This is a genomic window from Nocardioides jishulii (genome assembly GCF_006007965.1).
GTDB classification, from domain to species: domain Bacteria; phylum Actinomycetota; class Actinomycetes; order Propionibacteriales; family Nocardioidaceae; genus Nocardioides; species Nocardioides jishulii.
On record NZ_CP040748.1, the window covers coordinates 3,127,131 to 3,143,715 of the forward strand.

Below are 16,585 nucleotides of genomic sequence, written 5' to 3' on the forward strand. Positions count from 1 at the left end.
ACCACGTGACACGGCCGCCCGGGGCGTGTGACGCTCGTCCTCGATGTCCAGACTGCTCGCCCGCGCGAAGCCGCCGTCCCCGCTCGCAGGACGCCTCGCCACCCAGTCCCTGCTCTTCGCCCTCGGGGACGGCACGTTCATGACCGGCTCGGCCGTCTTCTTCACCCAGGTCGTCGGGCTCTCCGCCGCCCAGGTGGGCCTCGGCCTGACCCTCGGCGGCCTCGCGGCCTTCCTGCTGGCCATCCCGAGCGGCAAGCTGGTCGACCACTTCGGGGCGCAGCGCTGCTGGGCGGTCAGCGCCGCGGGCCAGGCTGCGGTCTACGCGGTGTGGCCGTTCATCGGCGACTTCACCGGCTACGTGCTGATGGCCGTGGGGATGGAGATCTTCGCCGCGCTGGGCCACGCCGCCCACGGTTCCTACACGATCGACGTGCTGCCCCCGGCCGAGCGGGTGCTCTCACGCGCCTACATGTACTCCGCCCTCAACGTCGGTTTCACCCTGGGCGCGGCCGTGGGCGGGGTCGCGCTCGCCTTCGACTCCAACGCCGTCATCCGGATGGTGCCGTGGTTCACCACTGTGGTCTTCCTCGTCAACACCGTCGCCATCGCGCGGCTGCCCCGCAGCCCCGCGGAGCAACGTACGCCCGAGGAACGGCGCGCCGTCGTGCCCGGCCCCGGCCCGTTGCGCAACCCCGGCTGGCTGGCCACCAGCTTCTTCACCGGCGTGATGTGGACCAACCAGGTGCTGCTCAACGTGGTGATCCCGCTGTGGCTGGTCGAAGAGACCGACGCGCCGCGGGTGCTGCTGGCCTTCCTCTTCGGCACCAACACCGTGATGTGCGTCGTGCTGCCGATGGCCACCGCCCGCGGCGTCAAGGACCTCACCACCGCCCTGCGTGCGGTGCGGATCTCGACGACCTTCTTCGTCGTCTCCTGCCTCCTCACCCTGGCCACCCACGAGACCTTGGGCTGGGCCACGATCGCCCTGATCTGGCTGGGCCACGTCACGGTGACCGGCGCGGAGCTCTACCTCAGCGCGGCGAGCTGGTCGTTCGAGGCGGAGCTGATGGACCCGCGGCGACGTGGCGCCTACCAGGGAAGCCAGGGGCTCACCCACACCCTGGGGTCGGTCTGGGCACCGGCGCTCTACACGTTCCTGGCGATGGAGTGGGGAGCGGGCGGGTGGCTGGTGATCGCCGGGATCGTGGCCCTCGCGGGCGCAGGCATCCACCCCGCGGTGCGCACCGGCGAGCGGTGGCTGGTGCGCCACGTCCCCGCCGAGGATCTGGCCGCGGCCCGTGGAGCCACGGCCAGCGTCCCCGTCGAGTCGCTCAGGGAAGGGTGACGCGCCGGAACCTCGGGCGGTAGAGGACCGGGTTCTGCTCGACCACCTCCGGGTCCATGGCGTTGACGCTCCAGCTCACCACGACCGTGCCCTTGCGGGGCAGCAGTCCCGGGTGGGCCAGCGGCATGTACTGGAAGACCCTCTTGCCGCTGGGGATCTCGGCGACGGGCCCGGTGGAGACGAAGGGCCCCGTCGGGGAGTCGGCCTTCCAGATCACCAGCTCGGTGCCGACGAACTCGTACTGCTTGCTCACCGCGTACCAGGAGCCCTCCTGCTCGAAGACGCTGAGCACCCGCGACACCCCAGTCTCGGCGGGGATCAGGCTGGCGACGTTCGAGGCGTCGCGGCTCCACCCGGCGCCGTCGTAGTACTCCCACGACGACTCGTCGAGGTAGTCGTCGACCGTCGTCCGTGCCACGTGGAGGGAGTAGCCGAACACGTAGTCGCCCCCGGGCGTCGACGTGCCGTAGACGTAGACGTGCTTCCCGACGACCTCCACCGCCGCGCCCCACAGCGGCCGCGCGAGGTCCGGCTCGTCCGGGCCGAGGTCGGTGACGCCGACCAGCTCGGGGGTGCCGTTGACCGGCACGACGAAGTTGGCCACGCTCGAGCCGAGGACCTCGAAGTCCCACATGCCCTGGCCCGTGGCGCGCACCCGCATGAGGCCCACGGCCACCCGGTCCTCCCCCGCCTCCTCGTCGGGCACGGCGACGACGCCCATCGGCCAGTAGCCCACCCCGTCCTCGCGGTCGGGCACCGCGGGGCCGTTGTCGGCCGTGCGCAGGACGGAGGCGCACCCGTTGCCCATGACCAGGATCGAGTTGCGCACCATCGAGGCGCCGGGCTCGCCGGCAGGCCGCGTGGTGTCACCGAAGACCCACAGGCTGCGCCCGTCGGAGAGCTGCGTCGAGGCGCCCACGTCGCCGCCCGCGAAGCCGGGGGTGGCGCGGGTGCTGCGGACGAAGCGGTTGATGCCGGCGACCGAGGTCGGGGTCTTGTACGGCAGGCAGTCGAGGTAGTCGCCGGTCGAGGACGGCGGGTCGGTCTCGCTCTGGAGGGCGACCATGACCGCGAGAGGCACCACGAGGATCACGAGGACCACCAGGACGACCCGGCGGCGGATCTCTGTGGTCATGCTGGGCAGCGTAGTCCCGGCTCCACGACGCGCCTGCGTCCCGCCGATCCGGGCCTGCCAGAATCGGCGGGTGGTCCTTGCTCCTCACCCTGCCCCCCGCCCGTCCCTGCTGCCGACCGGAGCTGCGCGATGAGCGCGGCGACTGCTGGCGACTGGATCGCCGGGGCGCGCCCGCGCACCCTGCCCGCCGCGGTCGCCCCGGTGCTCGTCGGCACCGGCATCGCGGCGTACGCGGACTCGATGGTGGGCTGGAAGGCCCTGCTCGCGCTCGTGGTCAGCCTCGCGCTCCAGGTCGGCGTCAACTACGCCAACGACTACTCCGACGGCATCCGCGGCACCGACGCCGACCGGGTCGGCCCGATGCGCCTGGTCGGCTCCGGGCGCGCGACGCCCGCCGCGGTCAAGCGGGCGGCCTTCGCGGCCTTCGGCGTCGCCGCCGTGGCGGGGCTGGTGCTGGCCGCGACCACCGCGTGGTGGCTGCTGGCGGTGGGCGTCGTCTGCATCGTCGCCGCCTGGTTCTACACCGGCGGCAAGAAGCCCTACGGCTACCTCGGGCTGGGCGAGGTCATGGTCTTCGTCTTCTTCGGCCTGGTGGCCGTCATCGGCACCACCTACGTGCAGACCGAGACCTGGGAGTGGCCCGCGCTGTACGCCGGCATCGGCATCGGCGCGCTCGCCTGCGCGGTCCTGGTGACCAACAACCTGCGTGACATCCCCACCGACGTGCTCGCCGACAAGCGCACGCTCGCGGTGCGCCTGGGCGACGAACGGACGCGTGGCTTCTACGCGTTGCTCGTCGCCGCCTCCGCGGTGGCTGTCGTCGCGGTCGCGGCCTCCACCCACTGGGGCGTCCTGCTCGCCCTGGTCTTCGGTCTGCGGATGGTGCCGGCCCTGCGCACCGTGCTGAGCGGCGCGACCGGCCCTGCGCTGATCCCCGTCCTGGCCGCGACCGGCATGGGTCAGCTGTGGTGGGCCGCCCTGGTGACGGTCACCCTCAACGCGGTCTGACTCCCCGCCTCAGAACGAGGTGAGCGAGTAGGGCACCGGCCCGCCGTCGCTCATCGCCGCCCACGTGTGCAGCGCGTCGGCGTCACCGCGGACGCGGCCGACCGCGACCAGGGTGTCGACGGTGACGACCCCGAGGTAGAGGGACCCCAGCGTGCTGACGTCGAGGCTGACCTGGGGCGCGGCGTCGCTGGGCGTGACCGTGGCGCGGCCGTCGCGCACCGAGACGGCCCACCGCCCCTCGGCGAGGCCGAGGGCGTCGACGACACCGAGGACGACCTCGCCGTCGGCCGACCAGGGTCGGGCGGCCAGGGCCGCGGGGACGTCGAGGATCCGCACCCAGATGTGGTCGGAGGGACCCTTGGCGCTCACGCAGCGCGGGTCGGTCAGCGCCCACGCCAGCGGGTGGTCGGGGCGTACGGTCGCCGTCACCCGGTCGGTGAGGTCGATGCCGGCCAGGAAGTCCCACAGGGCGAGCTCGCCCTCGGTGGAGACCGAGGCCAGGTCGCGCACCTTCACGGTGTGGTCGTCGCCCCAGCCGCCGTGCTCGTAGAGCGCGTAGCCGTGCGGCTCGTCGGCGTCGTCGAGGTGGACCACGGCGCGCATCTTCTTGGACGGCGCCTGGTCCGACCAGTCCCAGCCACCGTGGGTGAAGGAGGAGTAGCCGGCCGGGCGCGAGATCGAGCCGCGGTGGGTGGCGTGCCACTGCGCGAAGACCCGGCTCGGCACGTCGCCGAGCTCGGCGGGCTCGAGCACCACCGTGCGGCCGAAGGAGCTGAAGTCGTCGAAGGCGAAGCGGCGCGTGACGTCGACCTCGACCTTGCTGACCTGGGTCGCGGGTCCGAAACCGAAGCGGCGGTAGATCCCGCCCTCGGAGACGGTCAGGGCGGCGACCGACTTGCCGGCGGCGGCCGCTGCGGTGAGGTCGGCGCTGAGGAGGCGCCGCGCCAGACCTTGGCGACGACTGGACGGAGCGACGGTGACGTCGCTGATCATGTGCAGGTCGATCACCTCGGCGCCGGTGTTGAGCTCGCCGTCCCAGCTGGTGACGGTGGCCACCGGCACCGGGCTCTCGCCGAAGCTGCCGGCGGGCAGCCAGGCACCGTGCAGGCGGGCGGAGTTGCCCCGTACGTCGCGCAGCCACACGTCCTCACCGCGACTGTCGGCGCGGACCAGGTGGAAGCCGCGGTTGACGGCTTCGAGGTAGCCACGCAGCAACGGCGCGGGGGTCTCAGGGTCGTTGGGGTCGAGCGTGCGGACGTCGTACTCCATCGCTCCACCGTATCCGGGGCGCTCCTCGCGCCGGACAGGTGGTTTCCGCTGGCCGCCCGTCAGAGCACCCAGAGCAGGACGACGGTCACGCAGTAGAAGAGGAACGACAGCAGCCACGTCACCTGTCCGCGGCGCAGGTCCTGGGCGGCGCCGAACGCGCGCCGGCAGTAGCGCTCGGCGTCGTAGGCACCGGAGAGCTGCTGGACGGTCGAGTCGAGCCAGTAGGGACCGTGGGCGGCCTGCAGGAAGAACCAGAGACTGGCCAGGCCCAGGACGACCGAGAGGCCCAGGACGACCAGGAGCAGGACCTGGTCGGACCCGGCGAAGGCACCGATTCCGTCGTCCTTGCCCTTGAGGGTCATCACCCCGACTCCGAGGGCGAGCCAGGAGGCGGCACCCGTACGCCAGCCGTCGGCGCGCTCGCGGACCGCCTGGAGGGCGTCCTTGGCCACGTCGACCGTCACGGTCCGCAGCTCGGGCAGGTCGCCGCCGCCGTGGGCCAGCCTCGACTGGAACTCCCGGAACTCCTTCTCGTCCCGCGCCTTGCCCATGGCCCGCGCGAAGACCCCGCGCCCCCGCCCCACCGCGCGGGAGGACGTCCCGGCTGCGGGGCTCAGCTGCCAGTCAGCCGGTCTCCCCTGCGCACCTGCGGCGTCGTCCATGCCCCCCATGGTGGCGGCTCGTCGGTGCCGTGTCGACGGCCCGGAGCCACCGCGTGGGGACGGGGCTCAGTCCTCGTCCTGACGGGCCTTGTAGGCCTCGAACTTCTCCGACGCCTTGGCGGACCGCTCGGCCAGCACGCGCGCGAGCGCCTCACGCTGGCGAGACAGGAGGAACCACGACAGGACCCCGGAGAGCAGGAAGGCGAGGATCAGCGCCCACAGCAGGGGCACCTCGTCGGCGAGCAGGGCCCAGACACCGATCACGATCACCAGTGACGAGACCAGCAGCAGCAGGCGCAACGCGTTGTAGATCCAGAACTCCTTCACACCCTCCACTCTACGAGCCGGGGTCCATGGTCGCGCCGTCGCCCGAGCCCCTGCCCCCAGACGTCGCTCGGCTACGATTCCCGGTGACCAGATCACGGGGGATGTGGAGAATCATGTTCGAGCGCCTGCGCCGACGACTGCCGGGCGTCGCTGCGGCAGCTCCGGAGACTCCACGGGCCGCCGTGCCGCACGAGTTCGAGGTGCTCTCGATCGCCTTCGAGCTGGACGTACGGCTGTGCCAGCTGCAGCTGACCTCCTTCGACCGGTTCTTCGACCTCGACACGTTGGCGAAGTTCACGGTGATCGTCAACGGCGGCGAGCCCGTGCTCCAGGAGCTGAGGCGCCACGCCGAGACCCTCAGCCCTCGCCTGCGCGAGAAGCTGGTGCTCGTCGAGCCCCACGACCTGCGCCCGGGCGACTTCAACTCGTGGCGCGGCCAGCAGATCCTCAAGCTGATCTTCGCCCGCCGCGTGGAGACCTCGCACTACCTCGTGCTGGACTCCAAGAACCACCTCGTCAAGCCCGCCTCGGCGGCCGACTGGTTCGACGAGCGCGGCCGGGGTCGCACGGTGCTCACGCCGACCAGCAACCTGATGCGGCGACTGCTCATCGCCTCGTACGAGGTCTTCGAGCTCGACGCCGACCCGATGGCGCCGGTCATGCCCACCATCACGCCCTACCTGATGCAGACCGACCTGGTGAAGGCGATGATGCGCGAGGTGGGCCAGCGGGCGGGGGTCCCGTTCGTCAGGGCCTTCCGCCGCGTCTACCCGCAGGTGGGTGAGTTCTTCCTCTACTACGCCTACCTGCTGTACCGCTTCGGCTCCGTCGACGACCTCTACTACGACGACGTCCCCAACTGCGTCACGCTCTTCACGACCTATCCCGAGACGGCCGAGGTCGTGCACCGCGAGCTGGACCGTCTCGCGGACCCCGAGATCCAGTTCTTCGGCCTGCACCGCAACCGGCTCCCCCAGCTCGACGACCTGCAGCGCGAGCGGATCACCCAGGTCTGGCACGACGCCGGTCTCCTGACCGCGCACCCGGCCGAGTACTACCTGACGCCGCTGACCTGAGTCACCGGGCGTCACCGGCCACCGGGCTGGCGTAGGCACCTAGGCTGGGGGCGTGCTCAAGATCCTGCTCGTCGTGCTGCTGGTCGCCGTGACCATCTACCTGGTCACCCGAACGATCGAGCGGCGAGGAGGGTCGCGCTCACCCCGCGGACCGCGGGGCGGAGCCGCCCGGCCGCCGCGCCAGGTCGCTCCCGACGACGACCCCGACTTCCTGTGGGACCTCGAGCGCAAGCGGCGCCGCGAGGCCAAGGAGCAGGGCCAGACGCCGCCCGATCAGGACGAGGCGAACGGCGAGGACTCCACCGGCACCAGCTGAACCTGGCTCGCGCCCTCGGCGTAGGAGTGCTGCGAGGTCGTCGAGAAGAAGTTGACGCCGATGAAGCTCCACCACAGCGTCGCCAGGCCGATCAGCGCCAGGATCGAGGCGACCCTGCCGCGCAGGCCGGCGGTCGTACGGGCGTGCAGGTAGGCCGCGTACACGACCCACGTGATGAAGGCCCAGACCTCCTTGGGGTCCCAGTTCCAGTAGCGGCTCCAGGCCTCGTGCGCCCAGATCGGGCCGGTGATCAGCACGGCGAAGGTCCACACCGGGAAGCCGAAGGCGTGCATCCGGTAGGCCAGGCGGTCCAGCACCTTGGTGCTCGGCACGCGCGACCAGTAGCCGGTCGTACGCTCCACGCCACGCTCGGCGTCCTTCTTCTCGATGCGCTCCTGGATGAGGAACATGATGACGAGCAGGCCGCCCAGGGTGAAGGCAGCGGTGGCGATGACGGCGGAGACCACGTGGATGACCAGCCACGGCGAGTCCAGGGCCTCGGTGAGCGGCGCGACGGGCTTGTGCAGCCAGATCACGGCGATCATCAGCACCGTCAGCACGGTGCCCACGACGAGCGGGGCCAGCCACGACAGGCCGAAGCGCTTGTAGGTGAGCAGGTAGATCACGACGACGAACCAGGCGCCCGAGATCGCGAACTCGTACATGTTGCCCCAAGGCACCCGGTTGGGGTCGGCGGCCATGCCGCGGCCCAGCAGGGCGACGAAGTGCACGGCGGCGCCGAGGCACGTCAGCAGCAGCCCGAGGCGGCCGAAGAGCGCGGTGCGCCCGGTCGTCACCTCCTCGGTGTGCGGCACCTGGCGCAGGCCCGCCCACTCGACGAGGTGGCTCAGCAGGGCGAGGAAGTAGACCACCCCGGCGACGGTGATCGCCTGGTTGCTGAGGACTTCCCACTGGGTGTCGGTCACGACTGCTCCTTCGGTGCGGCACCGGTCGGCGCCGCCTTGAGTTCTGCGGTGATGCTCTCGACCTCGTCGGCGATGTCGCCACCGCTGGAGCGGTCGAGGCCACCGATCTCCACGAGCGTGGCCCCGTCGACGCGGCGCGCGCGCACCCAGATGCGACGGGGACGGACGTACAGGGACCCGATCAGGCCGAGCAGCGCGAGCACGACGCCGGCGAGTGCGACGAACTTGCCCGGTGTCTGGCTGATCTGGATCTTGTTCCAGCGCTCGACGCCCTCGAAGGTGACGCTGCCGAGGTCGTCGGGCAGCTCGACGGTGTCGCCCGGGCGCATGTCGACGCGGAACATCTTGCCGCCCTCACCGGTCACCTTGGTCATCCGCGCCTTGTCGAGCACGTAGACCGACTGCGACCGGCCCTCGTCGAGGCCGAGGTCACCGGTGTAGACCTCCATCGAGACGAGCGGGTTGAGCAGGTCGCCGAAGGAGGAGTGCGGGCCGTCGTCGAAGACGTACGTCGGGTAGAACTCGCCCTCGAGCGCCAGCGGCGTCTTCGCGTCGGGTGCCTTGACGACGCCGAAGGAACGGAAGTTCATGTCGGTGGGCAGGAAGATCGTCGGACCGGAGTAGGCGACCTCGCCGTCCGGGTCCTTGACCGTGATCACCGGGGCGTAGCCGTGGCCGATCAGGAAGACGTCGGTGCTGCCGATGGTCAGCGGGTGGTTGACCCGGAGGTCGTAGGTCTTCTCCTCGGCGCCCGGCTCCTCGGTGTAGCGCAGCTTGGAGACGAACTTGCGGGCCTGGCCCGCTCCGGCGCCCGAGGTCAGCCACTCGAGCTCGAAGTCGGTGACGTCGAACGAGAACGGCTCCATCCACTCCTGCTGGTAGAGGCTGCCCGGCACGAAGTCGTCGTACTGCGTGAGGTTGTTGGAGAAGCCGTTGCCGACGGTCACGATCACGCCGCCCTGGTAGCCGAAGAGGCTGCCGGCCGCCACGCCCGCCATCACGACGAGGATCGACAGGTGGAAGACCAGGTTGCCGGCCTCGCGCAGGTAGCCCCGCTCGGAGGCGACGTAGCCGCCCTCGGTGCCCTCGTCGTGCCGGTCGCGGCGGAAGCGGCGCTTGCCCAGCACCTTCTCGGCGCGCGCCAGCACCTCCTCCGGCGACTCCTCGGTCTCGTACGAGGCGCTGTCGGCCAACCGGGTCAGGTGGCGCGGAGCCTTCGGCGGACGCGCCCGCATGGCCCGGAAGTAGACCTTGGTGCGCGGGATGATGCAGCCCACCAGCGAGATCGTGAGCAGCAGGTAGATCGCGGCGAACCACGGCGAGGCGTAGACGTCGAAGAGTCCGAGCTTCTCGTAGATCGGTGTCAGCGTCGGGTGGTTGTCCTGCCACTGCGAGGCCTTCAACGCATCCACGTCGGCCTGCGGGATCAGTGACCCGGGCACGGCCGCGAGCGCCAGCAGGAGCAGCAGCGCCAGGGCGGTACGCATCGAGGTCAGCTGACGCCACGTCCAGCGTGCCAGCTCGACCAGGTTGAGGTCGTTCACACACTCACCTCGAAGTCGGAGACCAGGTGGACCTGGAGCCAGGTCACCATCTCGAGCCACCAGCCGGTCACCATGAGCAGGCCGACGACGACCAGCATCAGGCCACCGGTCCGCATGACGGCCACCTGGTGGCGCTTGAAGAACGCGAAGGCACCGAGCGCCTTGCGGTAGGCCAGCCCCGCCACGATGAACGGGATGCCCAGGCCCAGGGCGTACACCCCGGCCAGCAGGGCGCCGCGACCCGCGGTGCCCTCCGTGTAGGCCAGGGTGAAGATCATGCCGAGGGTCGGGCCCAGGCAGGGCGTCCAGCCCAGCCCGAAGAGGACCCCGAGCAGGGGGGCAGCGCCCAGCCCCACGGCGGGGACCTTGTGGATGCGCAGGTCGCGCTGGAAGATCGGCAGCCAGCCGGCGAAGGCCAGGCCCAGCACGATGGTCACGAGGCCGAGCACCACGGTGATCTCGCGGGTCCACGTCTGCAGCCACTCGCCCAGCGCGCCGGAGACCGACCCCAGGGCCACGAACACCGCGGCGAAGCCGAGCACGAAGAGCACCGAGCCGAGCAGCATCCGACCGCGCCGGCGCTCGGCCTCGCCCGCGGCGAGGTCGGCGCCCGACAGACCGGTCGCGTAGGAGAGGTAGCCGGGCAGCAGGGGGATCACGCACGGCGAGAAGAAGGAGACCAACCCGGCGACCATCGCCACCGGGATCGCCACGAGCAGTGAGCCCGATGCGGCGATCTCCCTGAACGCGTCACCCATCGATCGGCTCGGCCTTCTGGCCCGACAGGTCTTCGATGACGCCGACCAGCGTGCGCGCCGAGGGCAGGACACCGATCACGGTCGCGGCGACGCGTCCCTCGGCGTCCAGGACGACGGTGGAGGGGATGGCGTTGGGCGGGATGGTGCCGCTGAAGGGCAGCAGCGCCTTGCCGTCGGGCGAGTAGAACGAGCGGTAGGGCACGCCGAACTTGCGGACGAAGCTCTTGGCCTGGCTCGTCGAGCCGTCGCGGATGTTGATCCCGACGAACTGGGCGATGTCCTCGGTGGCCTTCTCCGCCTCGAGCAGGTGCGGCATCTCCGCGCGGCAGGGCGGGCAGGCCGACCACCACACGTTGACCACGGTGACCTGGCCTCGCAGGTCGGCGAGGTCGAGCTGCTCGCCGTCGAGGTCCTCACCGGACAGCTCGATGGGCTTGCCGCGCTCGTCCTCGTCGACCGTGGCGACCACGCCGTCCTGGCTGATGTAGCCCTTGTCGCCGGTGCTGCCCAAGCTCGAGCAGCCGGTGAGCAGCAGCGCAGCGACGAGGAGGGCCGTGGCGACCCTCGGCAGGCCGTGGAGACGGGCCGGGCCACGACGGACCCGAGTGAGACGTGGTGACACGATCAGGGACGCTTCTCTTCCGGTGCGCCGCCCGCCGAGAAGGGCGCGTTCTTGTCCTGCGACGGGATCAGGTCACCCGCGGGCTCGGAGTAGAGGACCTTGTCGAGGCGGTCGTCCTCGAACTGCAGGGTGGTCAGCGAGCAGAGCGTGCACTCCCTCTTGCGGGGGTCGTGCAGGAAGGACTTGCCCTCGGCGAAGAGGCGCAGCGTCCAGATCGGCAGCTGGTGCGAGACCACGACGGCCTCGTGGCCACGAGCCGCGTCACGGGCGTCGTACACCGCGGCCAGCATGCGGGCCGCCATGTCCTCGTAGGGCTCGCCCCACGACGGCTTGAACGGGTTGTAGAGGTGGCGCCACAGGTGCGGGCGCTTGACCAGGGTCATCGGGCCCTCGCTGAAGTTGAGGCCCTCGAACTTGTTGGTCGACTCGATGACGCGGGGGTCGATCTCGGGCGTCAGACCCAGGCGCGCGGCCAGCGGCGCGGCGGTCTCCTGGGCCCGCTCGAGCGGGGAGGTACGCATGTGCACGATGTCGCGGTCACCGATCGACTCGGCGATCCGCTCAGCCATCTTCACCCCGCGCTCGGAGAGGTGGAAGCCGGGGCGGCGGCCGTAGAGGACCCCCTGCGGGTTGTGCACCTCACCGTGGCGCAGGACGTGGACGAGGGTGGTGGTCATGCGTTCTCTCCTGCTGCAGCGGCGGCCCGGGCAGCGCCCGGGAGGGCGTCGAGCACGGTCTGGACCGCGCGGTCGTCATGGGCCGCGGACACGAACCAGCACTCGTACGCACTCGGGGGCAGGTAGACCCCGGCGTCGAGCATGGCGTGGAAGAGGGCGGCGTAGGCCTTCTCGTCCTGGGCACTGGCGTCGGCGAAGTTGCGGACCTCACCGTCACGCAGGAAGACCGAGAACATCGTGCCGGCGGACTGGATCCGGTGCGGAAGCCCGGCGGCGGTGAACGCGTCGGTGATGCCGGCCTTGATCGCGTTGCCGGCAGCCGTGAGGTGGGCGTACACCTCGTCTCCTGCGCGGCGCAGGGTCGCGAGGCCGGCGGTGGTGGCGATCGGGTTTCCGGACAGGGTGCCGGCCTGGTAGACGTTGCCCTCCGGCGAGAGGTGGCTCATCACGTCGGCGCGACCGCCGAACGCGGCGGCCGGGAAGCCGCCACCCATCACCTTGCCGAAGGTCATCAGGTCGGGAGTCCAGCCCTCGACGGCGCCGTCGAGGCCCCACCCGCCCTGGGCGGTGGCGCGGAATCCGGTCATCACCTCGTCGGAGATGAAGAGGGCGCCGGCGCTGCGGCAGGTCTCGGTGAGGAAGGCGTTGAAGCCCGGCTCCGGCGGGACGATGCCCATGTTGCCGGGCGTCGCCTCCACGATCAGCGCCGCGATGCGCTGCCCGTGCTCGGCGAAGGCGGCGGTGACCGCGGCCCGGTCGTTGTAGGGCAGCACCAGGGTCAGGTCGGTCGCCGACGTCGGTACGCCGGGGGTGCCGGGCACTGCGAAGGTGGCCAGCCCGGAGCCGGCCTGGGCGAGCAGGGCGTCGACGTGGCCGTGGTAGTTGCCGGCGAACTTCACGATGACGTCGCGGCCGGTGAAGCCGCGCGCCAGCCGGATCGCCGACATGGTCGCCTCGGTGCCCGAGGAGACGAAGCGGACCCGGTCGACGGGCGTACGCCGCACGATCTCCTCGGCGAGCTCGACCTCGGGCTCGGTGGGGGTGCCGTACGACGTGCCCCGCGCGACCGCGGCGTTGACCTCGGCCAGCACCTCGGGGTGGGCGTGGCCCAGGAGCATCGGCCCCCACGAGCAGATCAGGTCGACGTAGTCGTTGCCGTCGACGTCGGTCAGCCACGCCCCCTGGGCGGAGCGGATGAACCGCGGCGTGCCGCCGACGGCGTTGAAGGCACGAACGGGAGAGTTGACTCCCCCGGGGGTCACGGCTCGTGCGCGCTCGAACAGCGCGCCGCTACCGGCGTGGGGACGTGGAGTCACCACGCCATTGTGACCCAGCGGCCCAACCCAGTCGATTTCCCGCCCCGTGAGGTGGGTGACGCCGCGGGGGCGGCGCCTCCTGGGTCACCTCCTGCGTACCCCCACGGTGAAGTGACCGATGGACAGACGCTGGAGGGCCGGTGCGCTCCGTGGCCCGACGTGGGCGTCCCACAGGTGCACCGTGAACGCCTCCATCGGTGCACCGGCATAGGTGAAGGTGGCGGTGCCGTCGACGCCGGGCGTCTCGGCCACCACCCGCTCGGGCACGAAGGAGGTCCGTGGTCGCACCGTCAGCCCCCTTCCCGTGGCGACCTGGAACCCCGCGATGCGTACGGCGTCGGCCCGGCACCCTTCCTCCGCGTCGATGCCCGAGACGGTCAGCTGCACGAGGTCGGGGCGCAGGTGCGGGAAGGTGAAGGTGCAGATCGTGCGTCGCTGCCATGCGTGGAGAGTGTCGAGCTGTCCGCCCCGGTGACTGCGCCAGATGCGCAACACCTCGCCGTCGGCGACCAGCCGGGGGTGCGAACCCTCGACCTCGGGCACCCCGGAGCAGCACTCCAGCGCCACGTCGACGGGGACGACGCCCACGTCCACGAGCTCGGTGATCGAGCTCAGGGCAGCCTCCTCCCCCTGGTCGGGGAAGAGGTATCGGGCCGTGTGCACGCCTGGGGGCATGGCGAACCTCCGGAAGGGGGGAGTCCGCGGCCGGTCGGACAGACCGCGAGGGAACAGTCAAAAGGTACACGCAATACAAGATTGTTCCAATTCCACCTTTTTCTCATTGCTTGAGCAGATGAGCCGCCTCGCTTGCCCAGTAGGTCAGGACGATGTCGGCACCGGCGCGTCGGATCGAGGTCAACGTCTCCAGGATCGCGGCCTCGCGGTCGATCCACCCGTGCGCCGCGGCTGCCTCGACCATCGAGTACTCACCCGAGATGTTGTACGCCGCCACCGGCACGTCGACGGCGTCGCGCACCTGGCGCAGCACGTCGAGGTAGGCCAGCGCCGGCTTCACCATGACGATGTCGGCGCCCTCCTCGACGTCGATCAGCGCCTCGCGTACGCCCTCGAGCGCGTTGGCCGGGTCCTGCTGGTAGGTCCGACGGTCGCCGGACAGCGACGAGTCGACGGCCTCGCGGAAGGGGCCGTAGAAGGCGGAGGCGTACTTCGCCGAGTAGGCCAGGATCGAGACGTCGGTGTGGCCGTCGAGGTCGAGGGCGTCGCGGATGACCGCCACCTGCCCGTCCATCATCCCGCTCGGGCCGACCATGTGGACCCCGGCCGCGGCCTGGGCCTGCGCCATCTCGGCGTAGACCCGCAGCGTGGCGTCGTTGTCGACGCGACCGTCCTCGGCCAGGACGCCGCAGTGGCCGTGGTCGGTGAACTCGTCGAGGCAGAGGTCGCTCATCACGGTCAGGGCGTCGCCCACCTCGGCGACGACGTCGGCGATCGCCACGTTGAGGATGCCGTCCGCGTCGAGCGCCCCGGAACCGAGGGCGTCCTTCGCCTCGGGGATCCCGAAGAGCATCACGCCGCCCAGGCCGAGCTCGGCAGCCTCGCGAACCGCCGCTTTGAGGCTGTCCCGGGTGTGCTGCACGACGCCGGGCATCGACGAGATCGCGACGGGCGAGTCGATGCCCTCACGCACGAAGACCGGCAGCACCAGCTGGCGCGGTTCGACCGTCGTCTCGGCCACCATCCGTCGCAGCGCCGGGGTGGCGCGCAGGCGGCGGGGACGGATCGCGGGGCCGGTCAGGTCGTCGAGAGGAGCCATGGATCGATCCTCTCACTGCCTGCGCAAGGGGCGGGGCACACAGCACGGGCGCACGGGAAACGCACCGCGCCCCGCCACCGACCACGGGGGTCGGCGCGGGGCGCGGGGCTGCGCTGGGCGCGGGCTGCGCGGGGCAGCAGCGACTACTTCGCGGCGGCCTTGCGGCGGCCCGAGGCCTTGCGGTCCGACGGCTTGGTGACCGGCTGGCCCGCCTCGACCATGGCGGCGCGACGCGCGGCCCCGAAGTCGGCCAGGGCATCGACGAGCAGGTCGACGTCGGGCTTGGGAGCCATCACGTCGACACGCAGGCCGTGCTCCTCGGCGGTCTTCGCCGTGGCGGGTCCGATGACCGCGATGATCGTCGACGGGTGCGGCTTGCCGGCGATGCCGACGAGGTTGCGCACGGTGGACGACGAGGTGAAGACCACCGCGTCGAACTTGCCCGTCTTGATCGCGTCGCGGGTCGGCGCCGGCGGCGGCGCGGCACGCACGGTGCGGTAGGCGGTGACGTCGTCACACTCCCACCCGAGCTCGCCCAGGCCGGTCACGAGGACCTCCGTGGCGATGTCGGCACGCGGGAGGAAGACCCGGTTGATCGGGTCCAGCACCTCGTCGTAGGGCGGCCACTCGTCGACCAGCCCGCGGGCGGACTGCTCGCCGCTCGGCACCAGGTCGGCACGCAGGCCCCACGCGGCGATCGCCTCGGCGGTCTTGTCACCGACCGCGGCGATCTTCAGGCCCGAGAAGGAGCGGGCGTCAAGGCCGTACTCCTCGAACTTCTCGCGCACGGCCTTGACCGCGTTGACCGAGGTGAAGGCGATCCACTCGTAGCGGCCTTCGACGAGGCCGCGCACGGCCTTGTCCATCTGCAGCGGGTTGCGGGGCGGCTCGACCGAGATGGTCGGCACCTCCTCCGGCACGCCACCGAAGTCGCGCAGGCGCGCCGAGAGCGAGCCGGCCTGCTCCTTCGTACGCGGCACGAGGACGCGCCAGCCGAAGAGCGGCTTGGTCTCGAACCACGACAACGTCTCGCGCAGGTTGACCACGTCGCCGATCACGATGATCGCCGGCGGGGCCACCCGGGCGGAGCGCACGTCGGCCGCGACGTTCTCCAGGGTGGAGGTCAGGGTCGACTGCTCGGTGGTGGTGCCCACGCGGGTCACCGCGACCGGGGTCTTCGGCGACCGGCCGGCCTCGATGAGCGCCTTGGAGCACTCGCCGATGGCCCCGACACCCGACAGCAGCACCAGGGTGCGGTCGTCGGCGTACTGGCGCCAGTCGATGGTGCCGCCGCAGGTCACCACGGCGACCTCGCGGTGGTTCTTGTCGGTCAGCGGGATGCCGGCGTACGCAGGAACGGCCGCGATGGCGGAGACGCCCGGGACGATCTCGAAGCCCACGCCCGCCTTGACGCAGGCCTGCGCCTCCTCGGGACCGGAGGCATACATGAACGGGTCACCGGTCATGAGGCGCACCACCCGCGACTTCTTGCCGTGCTTCACCACCAGACGGCCGCGGGCGGCATTGGTCAGGGGCTGTCCGTCGTCTCCGAAGCCGCCGTCGACGAAGACGGGCCCGGCCGCGACCTCGGCCTCGGCGCCCTCGGCGGGCTCCACCGGCTCGGGCAGACCGAGGACGGTCCGCACCATGGCGGCGTGCTCGGGCGCCTCGGTCACCACCACCTCGGCGGAACGCAACAACTCGACGGCACGCACGGTCAGCAGGCCCGGGTCACCGGGCCCAGCGCCCACGAACGACACCCATCCGGTGGGGGTCGGCTTGTCAGGGGTCTTGCCAGTAGTCATGGACTGCTGCTTCCTCACTGGTGTT

At 71.1% G+C, this 16,585-nt stretch carries 17 protein-coding genes; 4 read left to right on the top strand and 13 right to left on the bottom strand.

Annotation, left to right across the window (positions count from 1 at the left end; all coding sequences use genetic code 11):
* The first annotated feature begins 43 nt into the window (after positions 1 to 43).
* Complete coding sequence (locus FCL41_RS14910; protein WP_137064889.1) at positions 44 to 1,345, top strand: MFS transporter; 1,302 nt, start codon at positions 44 to 46, stop codon at positions 1,343 to 1,345.
* Here FCL41_RS14910 and FCL41_RS14915 read toward each other — a convergent pair.
* Entirely contained in the window at positions 1,332 to 2,480 is a 1,149-nt protein-coding gene (locus tag FCL41_RS14915; RefSeq protein WP_137064888.1) for a DUF4185 domain-containing protein, read from the bottom strand. The genes FCL41_RS14910 and FCL41_RS14915 overlap by 14 nt on opposite strands.
* 129 nt (positions 2,481 to 2,609) lie before the next feature.
* Between FCL41_RS14915 and FCL41_RS14920 the strand changes: the two genes are divergently transcribed.
* Positions 2,610 to 3,488: a 1,4-dihydroxy-2-naphthoate polyprenyltransferase gene (locus tag FCL41_RS14920; protein ID WP_137064887.1), complete on the top strand. Its 879-nt coding sequence runs from the start codon at positions 2,610 to 2,612 to the stop codon at positions 3,486 to 3,488.
* Between the two features lie 9 nt (positions 3,489 to 3,497).
* Here the strand turns inward: FCL41_RS14920 and FCL41_RS14925 are convergent, their stop codons facing one another.
* From FCL41_RS14925 to FCL41_RS14935, 3 genes are all read right to left on the bottom strand, one after another.
* Positions 3,498 to 4,757 carry a GNAT family N-acetyltransferase gene (locus tag FCL41_RS14925; RefSeq protein WP_137064886.1) on the bottom strand — a complete coding sequence of 420 codons (1,260 nt, stop codon included), beginning with the start codon at positions 4,755 to 4,757 and terminating at the stop codon, positions 3,498 to 3,500.
* Between the two features lie 59 nt (positions 4,758 to 4,816).
* On the bottom strand, positions 4,817 to 5,419 hold the full coding sequence (locus FCL41_RS14930) for a hypothetical protein (protein WP_137064885.1): 603 nt from the start codon (positions 5,417 to 5,419) through the stop codon (positions 4,817 to 4,819).
* Positions 5,420 to 5,485: 66 nt separating this feature from the next.
* Positions 5,486 to 5,746, bottom strand: coding sequence for a DUF4229 domain-containing protein (locus tag FCL41_RS14935; protein WP_137064884.1), 261 nt, complete (start codon positions 5,744 to 5,746; stop codon positions 5,486 to 5,488).
* Positions 5,747 to 5,859: 113 nt separating this feature from the next.
* Between FCL41_RS14935 and FCL41_RS14940 the strand changes: the two genes are divergently transcribed.
* Positions 5,860 to 6,822: a DUF6492 family protein gene (locus tag FCL41_RS14940; protein ID WP_137064883.1), complete on the top strand. Its 963-nt coding sequence runs from the start codon at positions 5,860 to 5,862 to the stop codon at positions 6,820 to 6,822.
* 52 nt (positions 6,823 to 6,874) lie between these two features.
* Positions 6,875 to 7,138 (top strand): hypothetical protein, encoded by a 264-nt coding sequence (locus tag FCL41_RS14945; RefSeq protein WP_175422353.1) that lies wholly within the window; start codon positions 6,875 to 6,877, stop codon positions 7,136 to 7,138.
* Here FCL41_RS14945 and ccsB read toward each other — a convergent pair.
* From ccsB to FCL41_RS14990, 9 genes are all read right to left on the bottom strand, one after another.
* A complete protein-coding gene (gene ccsB / locus FCL41_RS14950; protein WP_137064882.1) occupies positions 7,096 to 8,064 on the bottom strand; it encodes a c-type cytochrome biogenesis protein CcsB in 969 nt (322 codons plus the stop codon). The genes FCL41_RS14945 and ccsB overlap by 43 nt on opposite strands.
* Positions 8,061 to 9,608, bottom strand: a complete 1,548-nt coding sequence (gene resB, locus FCL41_RS14955; RefSeq protein ID WP_239021665.1) for a cytochrome c biogenesis protein ResB — start codon at positions 9,606 to 9,608, stop codon at positions 8,061 to 8,063. Before resB ends, ccsB begins: the two co-directional genes overlap by 4 nt.
* Positions 9,605 to 10,366 (bottom strand): cytochrome c biogenesis CcdA family protein, encoded by a 762-nt coding sequence (locus FCL41_RS14960; protein WP_137064881.1) that lies wholly within the window; start codon positions 10,364 to 10,366, stop codon positions 9,605 to 9,607. Before FCL41_RS14960 ends, resB begins: the two co-directional genes overlap by 4 nt.
* Positions 10,359 to 10,988 carry a TlpA family protein disulfide reductase gene (locus FCL41_RS14965; protein ID WP_239021666.1) on the bottom strand — a complete coding sequence of 210 codons (630 nt, stop codon included), beginning with the start codon at positions 10,986 to 10,988 and terminating at the stop codon, positions 10,359 to 10,361. The genes FCL41_RS14960 and FCL41_RS14965 overlap by 8 nt, the downstream gene beginning before the upstream one ends.
* A 2-nt stretch (positions 10,989 to 10,990) precedes the next feature.
* A complete protein-coding gene (locus tag FCL41_RS14970) occupies positions 10,991 to 11,665 on the bottom strand; it encodes a histidine phosphatase family protein (protein ID WP_137064880.1) in 675 nt (224 codons plus the stop codon).
* Positions 11,662 to 12,981: a glutamate-1-semialdehyde 2,1-aminomutase gene (hemL, locus tag FCL41_RS14975; protein ID WP_212723059.1), complete on the bottom strand. Its 1,320-nt coding sequence runs from the start codon at positions 12,979 to 12,981 to the stop codon at positions 11,662 to 11,664. Before hemL ends, FCL41_RS14970 begins: the two co-directional genes overlap by 4 nt.
* Before the next feature lie 84 nt (positions 12,982 to 13,065).
* Positions 13,066 to 13,656, bottom strand: coding sequence for a hypothetical protein (locus tag FCL41_RS14980; protein WP_137064878.1), 591 nt, complete (start codon positions 13,654 to 13,656; stop codon positions 13,066 to 13,068).
* A gap of 103 nt (positions 13,657 to 13,759) precedes the next feature.
* On the bottom strand, positions 13,760 to 14,755 hold the full coding sequence (gene hemB / locus FCL41_RS14985; RefSeq protein WP_137064877.1) for a porphobilinogen synthase: 996 nt from the start codon (positions 14,753 to 14,755) through the stop codon (positions 13,760 to 13,762).
* Between the two features lie 143 nt (positions 14,756 to 14,898).
* Positions 14,899 to 16,560, bottom strand: a complete 1,662-nt coding sequence (locus tag FCL41_RS14990; RefSeq protein ID WP_137064876.1) for a bifunctional uroporphyrinogen-III C-methyltransferase/uroporphyrinogen-III synthase — start codon at positions 16,558 to 16,560, stop codon at positions 14,899 to 14,901.
* Positions 16,561 to 16,585: the final 25 nt, after the last annotated feature.

Coding starts and splice junctions, on each gene's coding strand:
- FCL41_RS14990 (WP_137064876.1), bottom strand. CDS start 16,560: ATGACTACTGGCAAGACCCCTGACAAGCCGACCCCCACCGGATGGGTG.
- FCL41_RS14920 (WP_137064887.1), top strand. CDS start 2,610: ATGAGCGCGGCGACTGCTGGCGACTGGATCGCCGGGGCGCGCCCGCGC.
- FCL41_RS14960 (WP_137064881.1), bottom strand. CDS start 10,366: ATGGGTGACGCGTTCAGGGAGATCGCCGCATCGGGCTCACTGCTCGTG.
- hemB (WP_137064877.1), bottom strand. CDS start 14,755: ATGGCTCCTCTCGACGACCTGACCGGCCCCGCGATCCGTCCCCGCCGC.
- FCL41_RS14915 (WP_137064888.1), bottom strand. CDS start 2,480: ATGACCACAGAGATCCGCCGCCGGGTCGTCCTGGTGGTCCTCGTGATC.
- FCL41_RS14910 (WP_137064889.1), top strand. CDS start 44: ATGTCCAGACTGCTCGCCCGCGCGAAGCCGCCGTCCCCGCTCGCAGGA.
- FCL41_RS14970 (WP_137064880.1), bottom strand. CDS start 11,665: ATGACCACCACCCTCGTCCACGTCCTGCGCCACGGTGAGGTGCACAAC.
- FCL41_RS14940 (WP_137064883.1), top strand. CDS start 5,860: ATGTTCGAGCGCCTGCGCCGACGACTGCCGGGCGTCGCTGCGGCAGCT.
- FCL41_RS14925 (WP_137064886.1), bottom strand. CDS start 4,757: ATGGAGTACGACGTCCGCACGCTCGACCCCAACGACCCTGAGACCCCC.
- FCL41_RS14930 (WP_137064885.1), bottom strand. CDS start 5,419: ATGGACGACGCCGCAGGTGCGCAGGGGAGACCGGCTGACTGGCAGCTG.
- FCL41_RS14980 (WP_137064878.1), bottom strand. CDS start 13,656: ATGCCCCCAGGCGTGCACACGGCCCGATACCTCTTCCCCGACCAGGGG.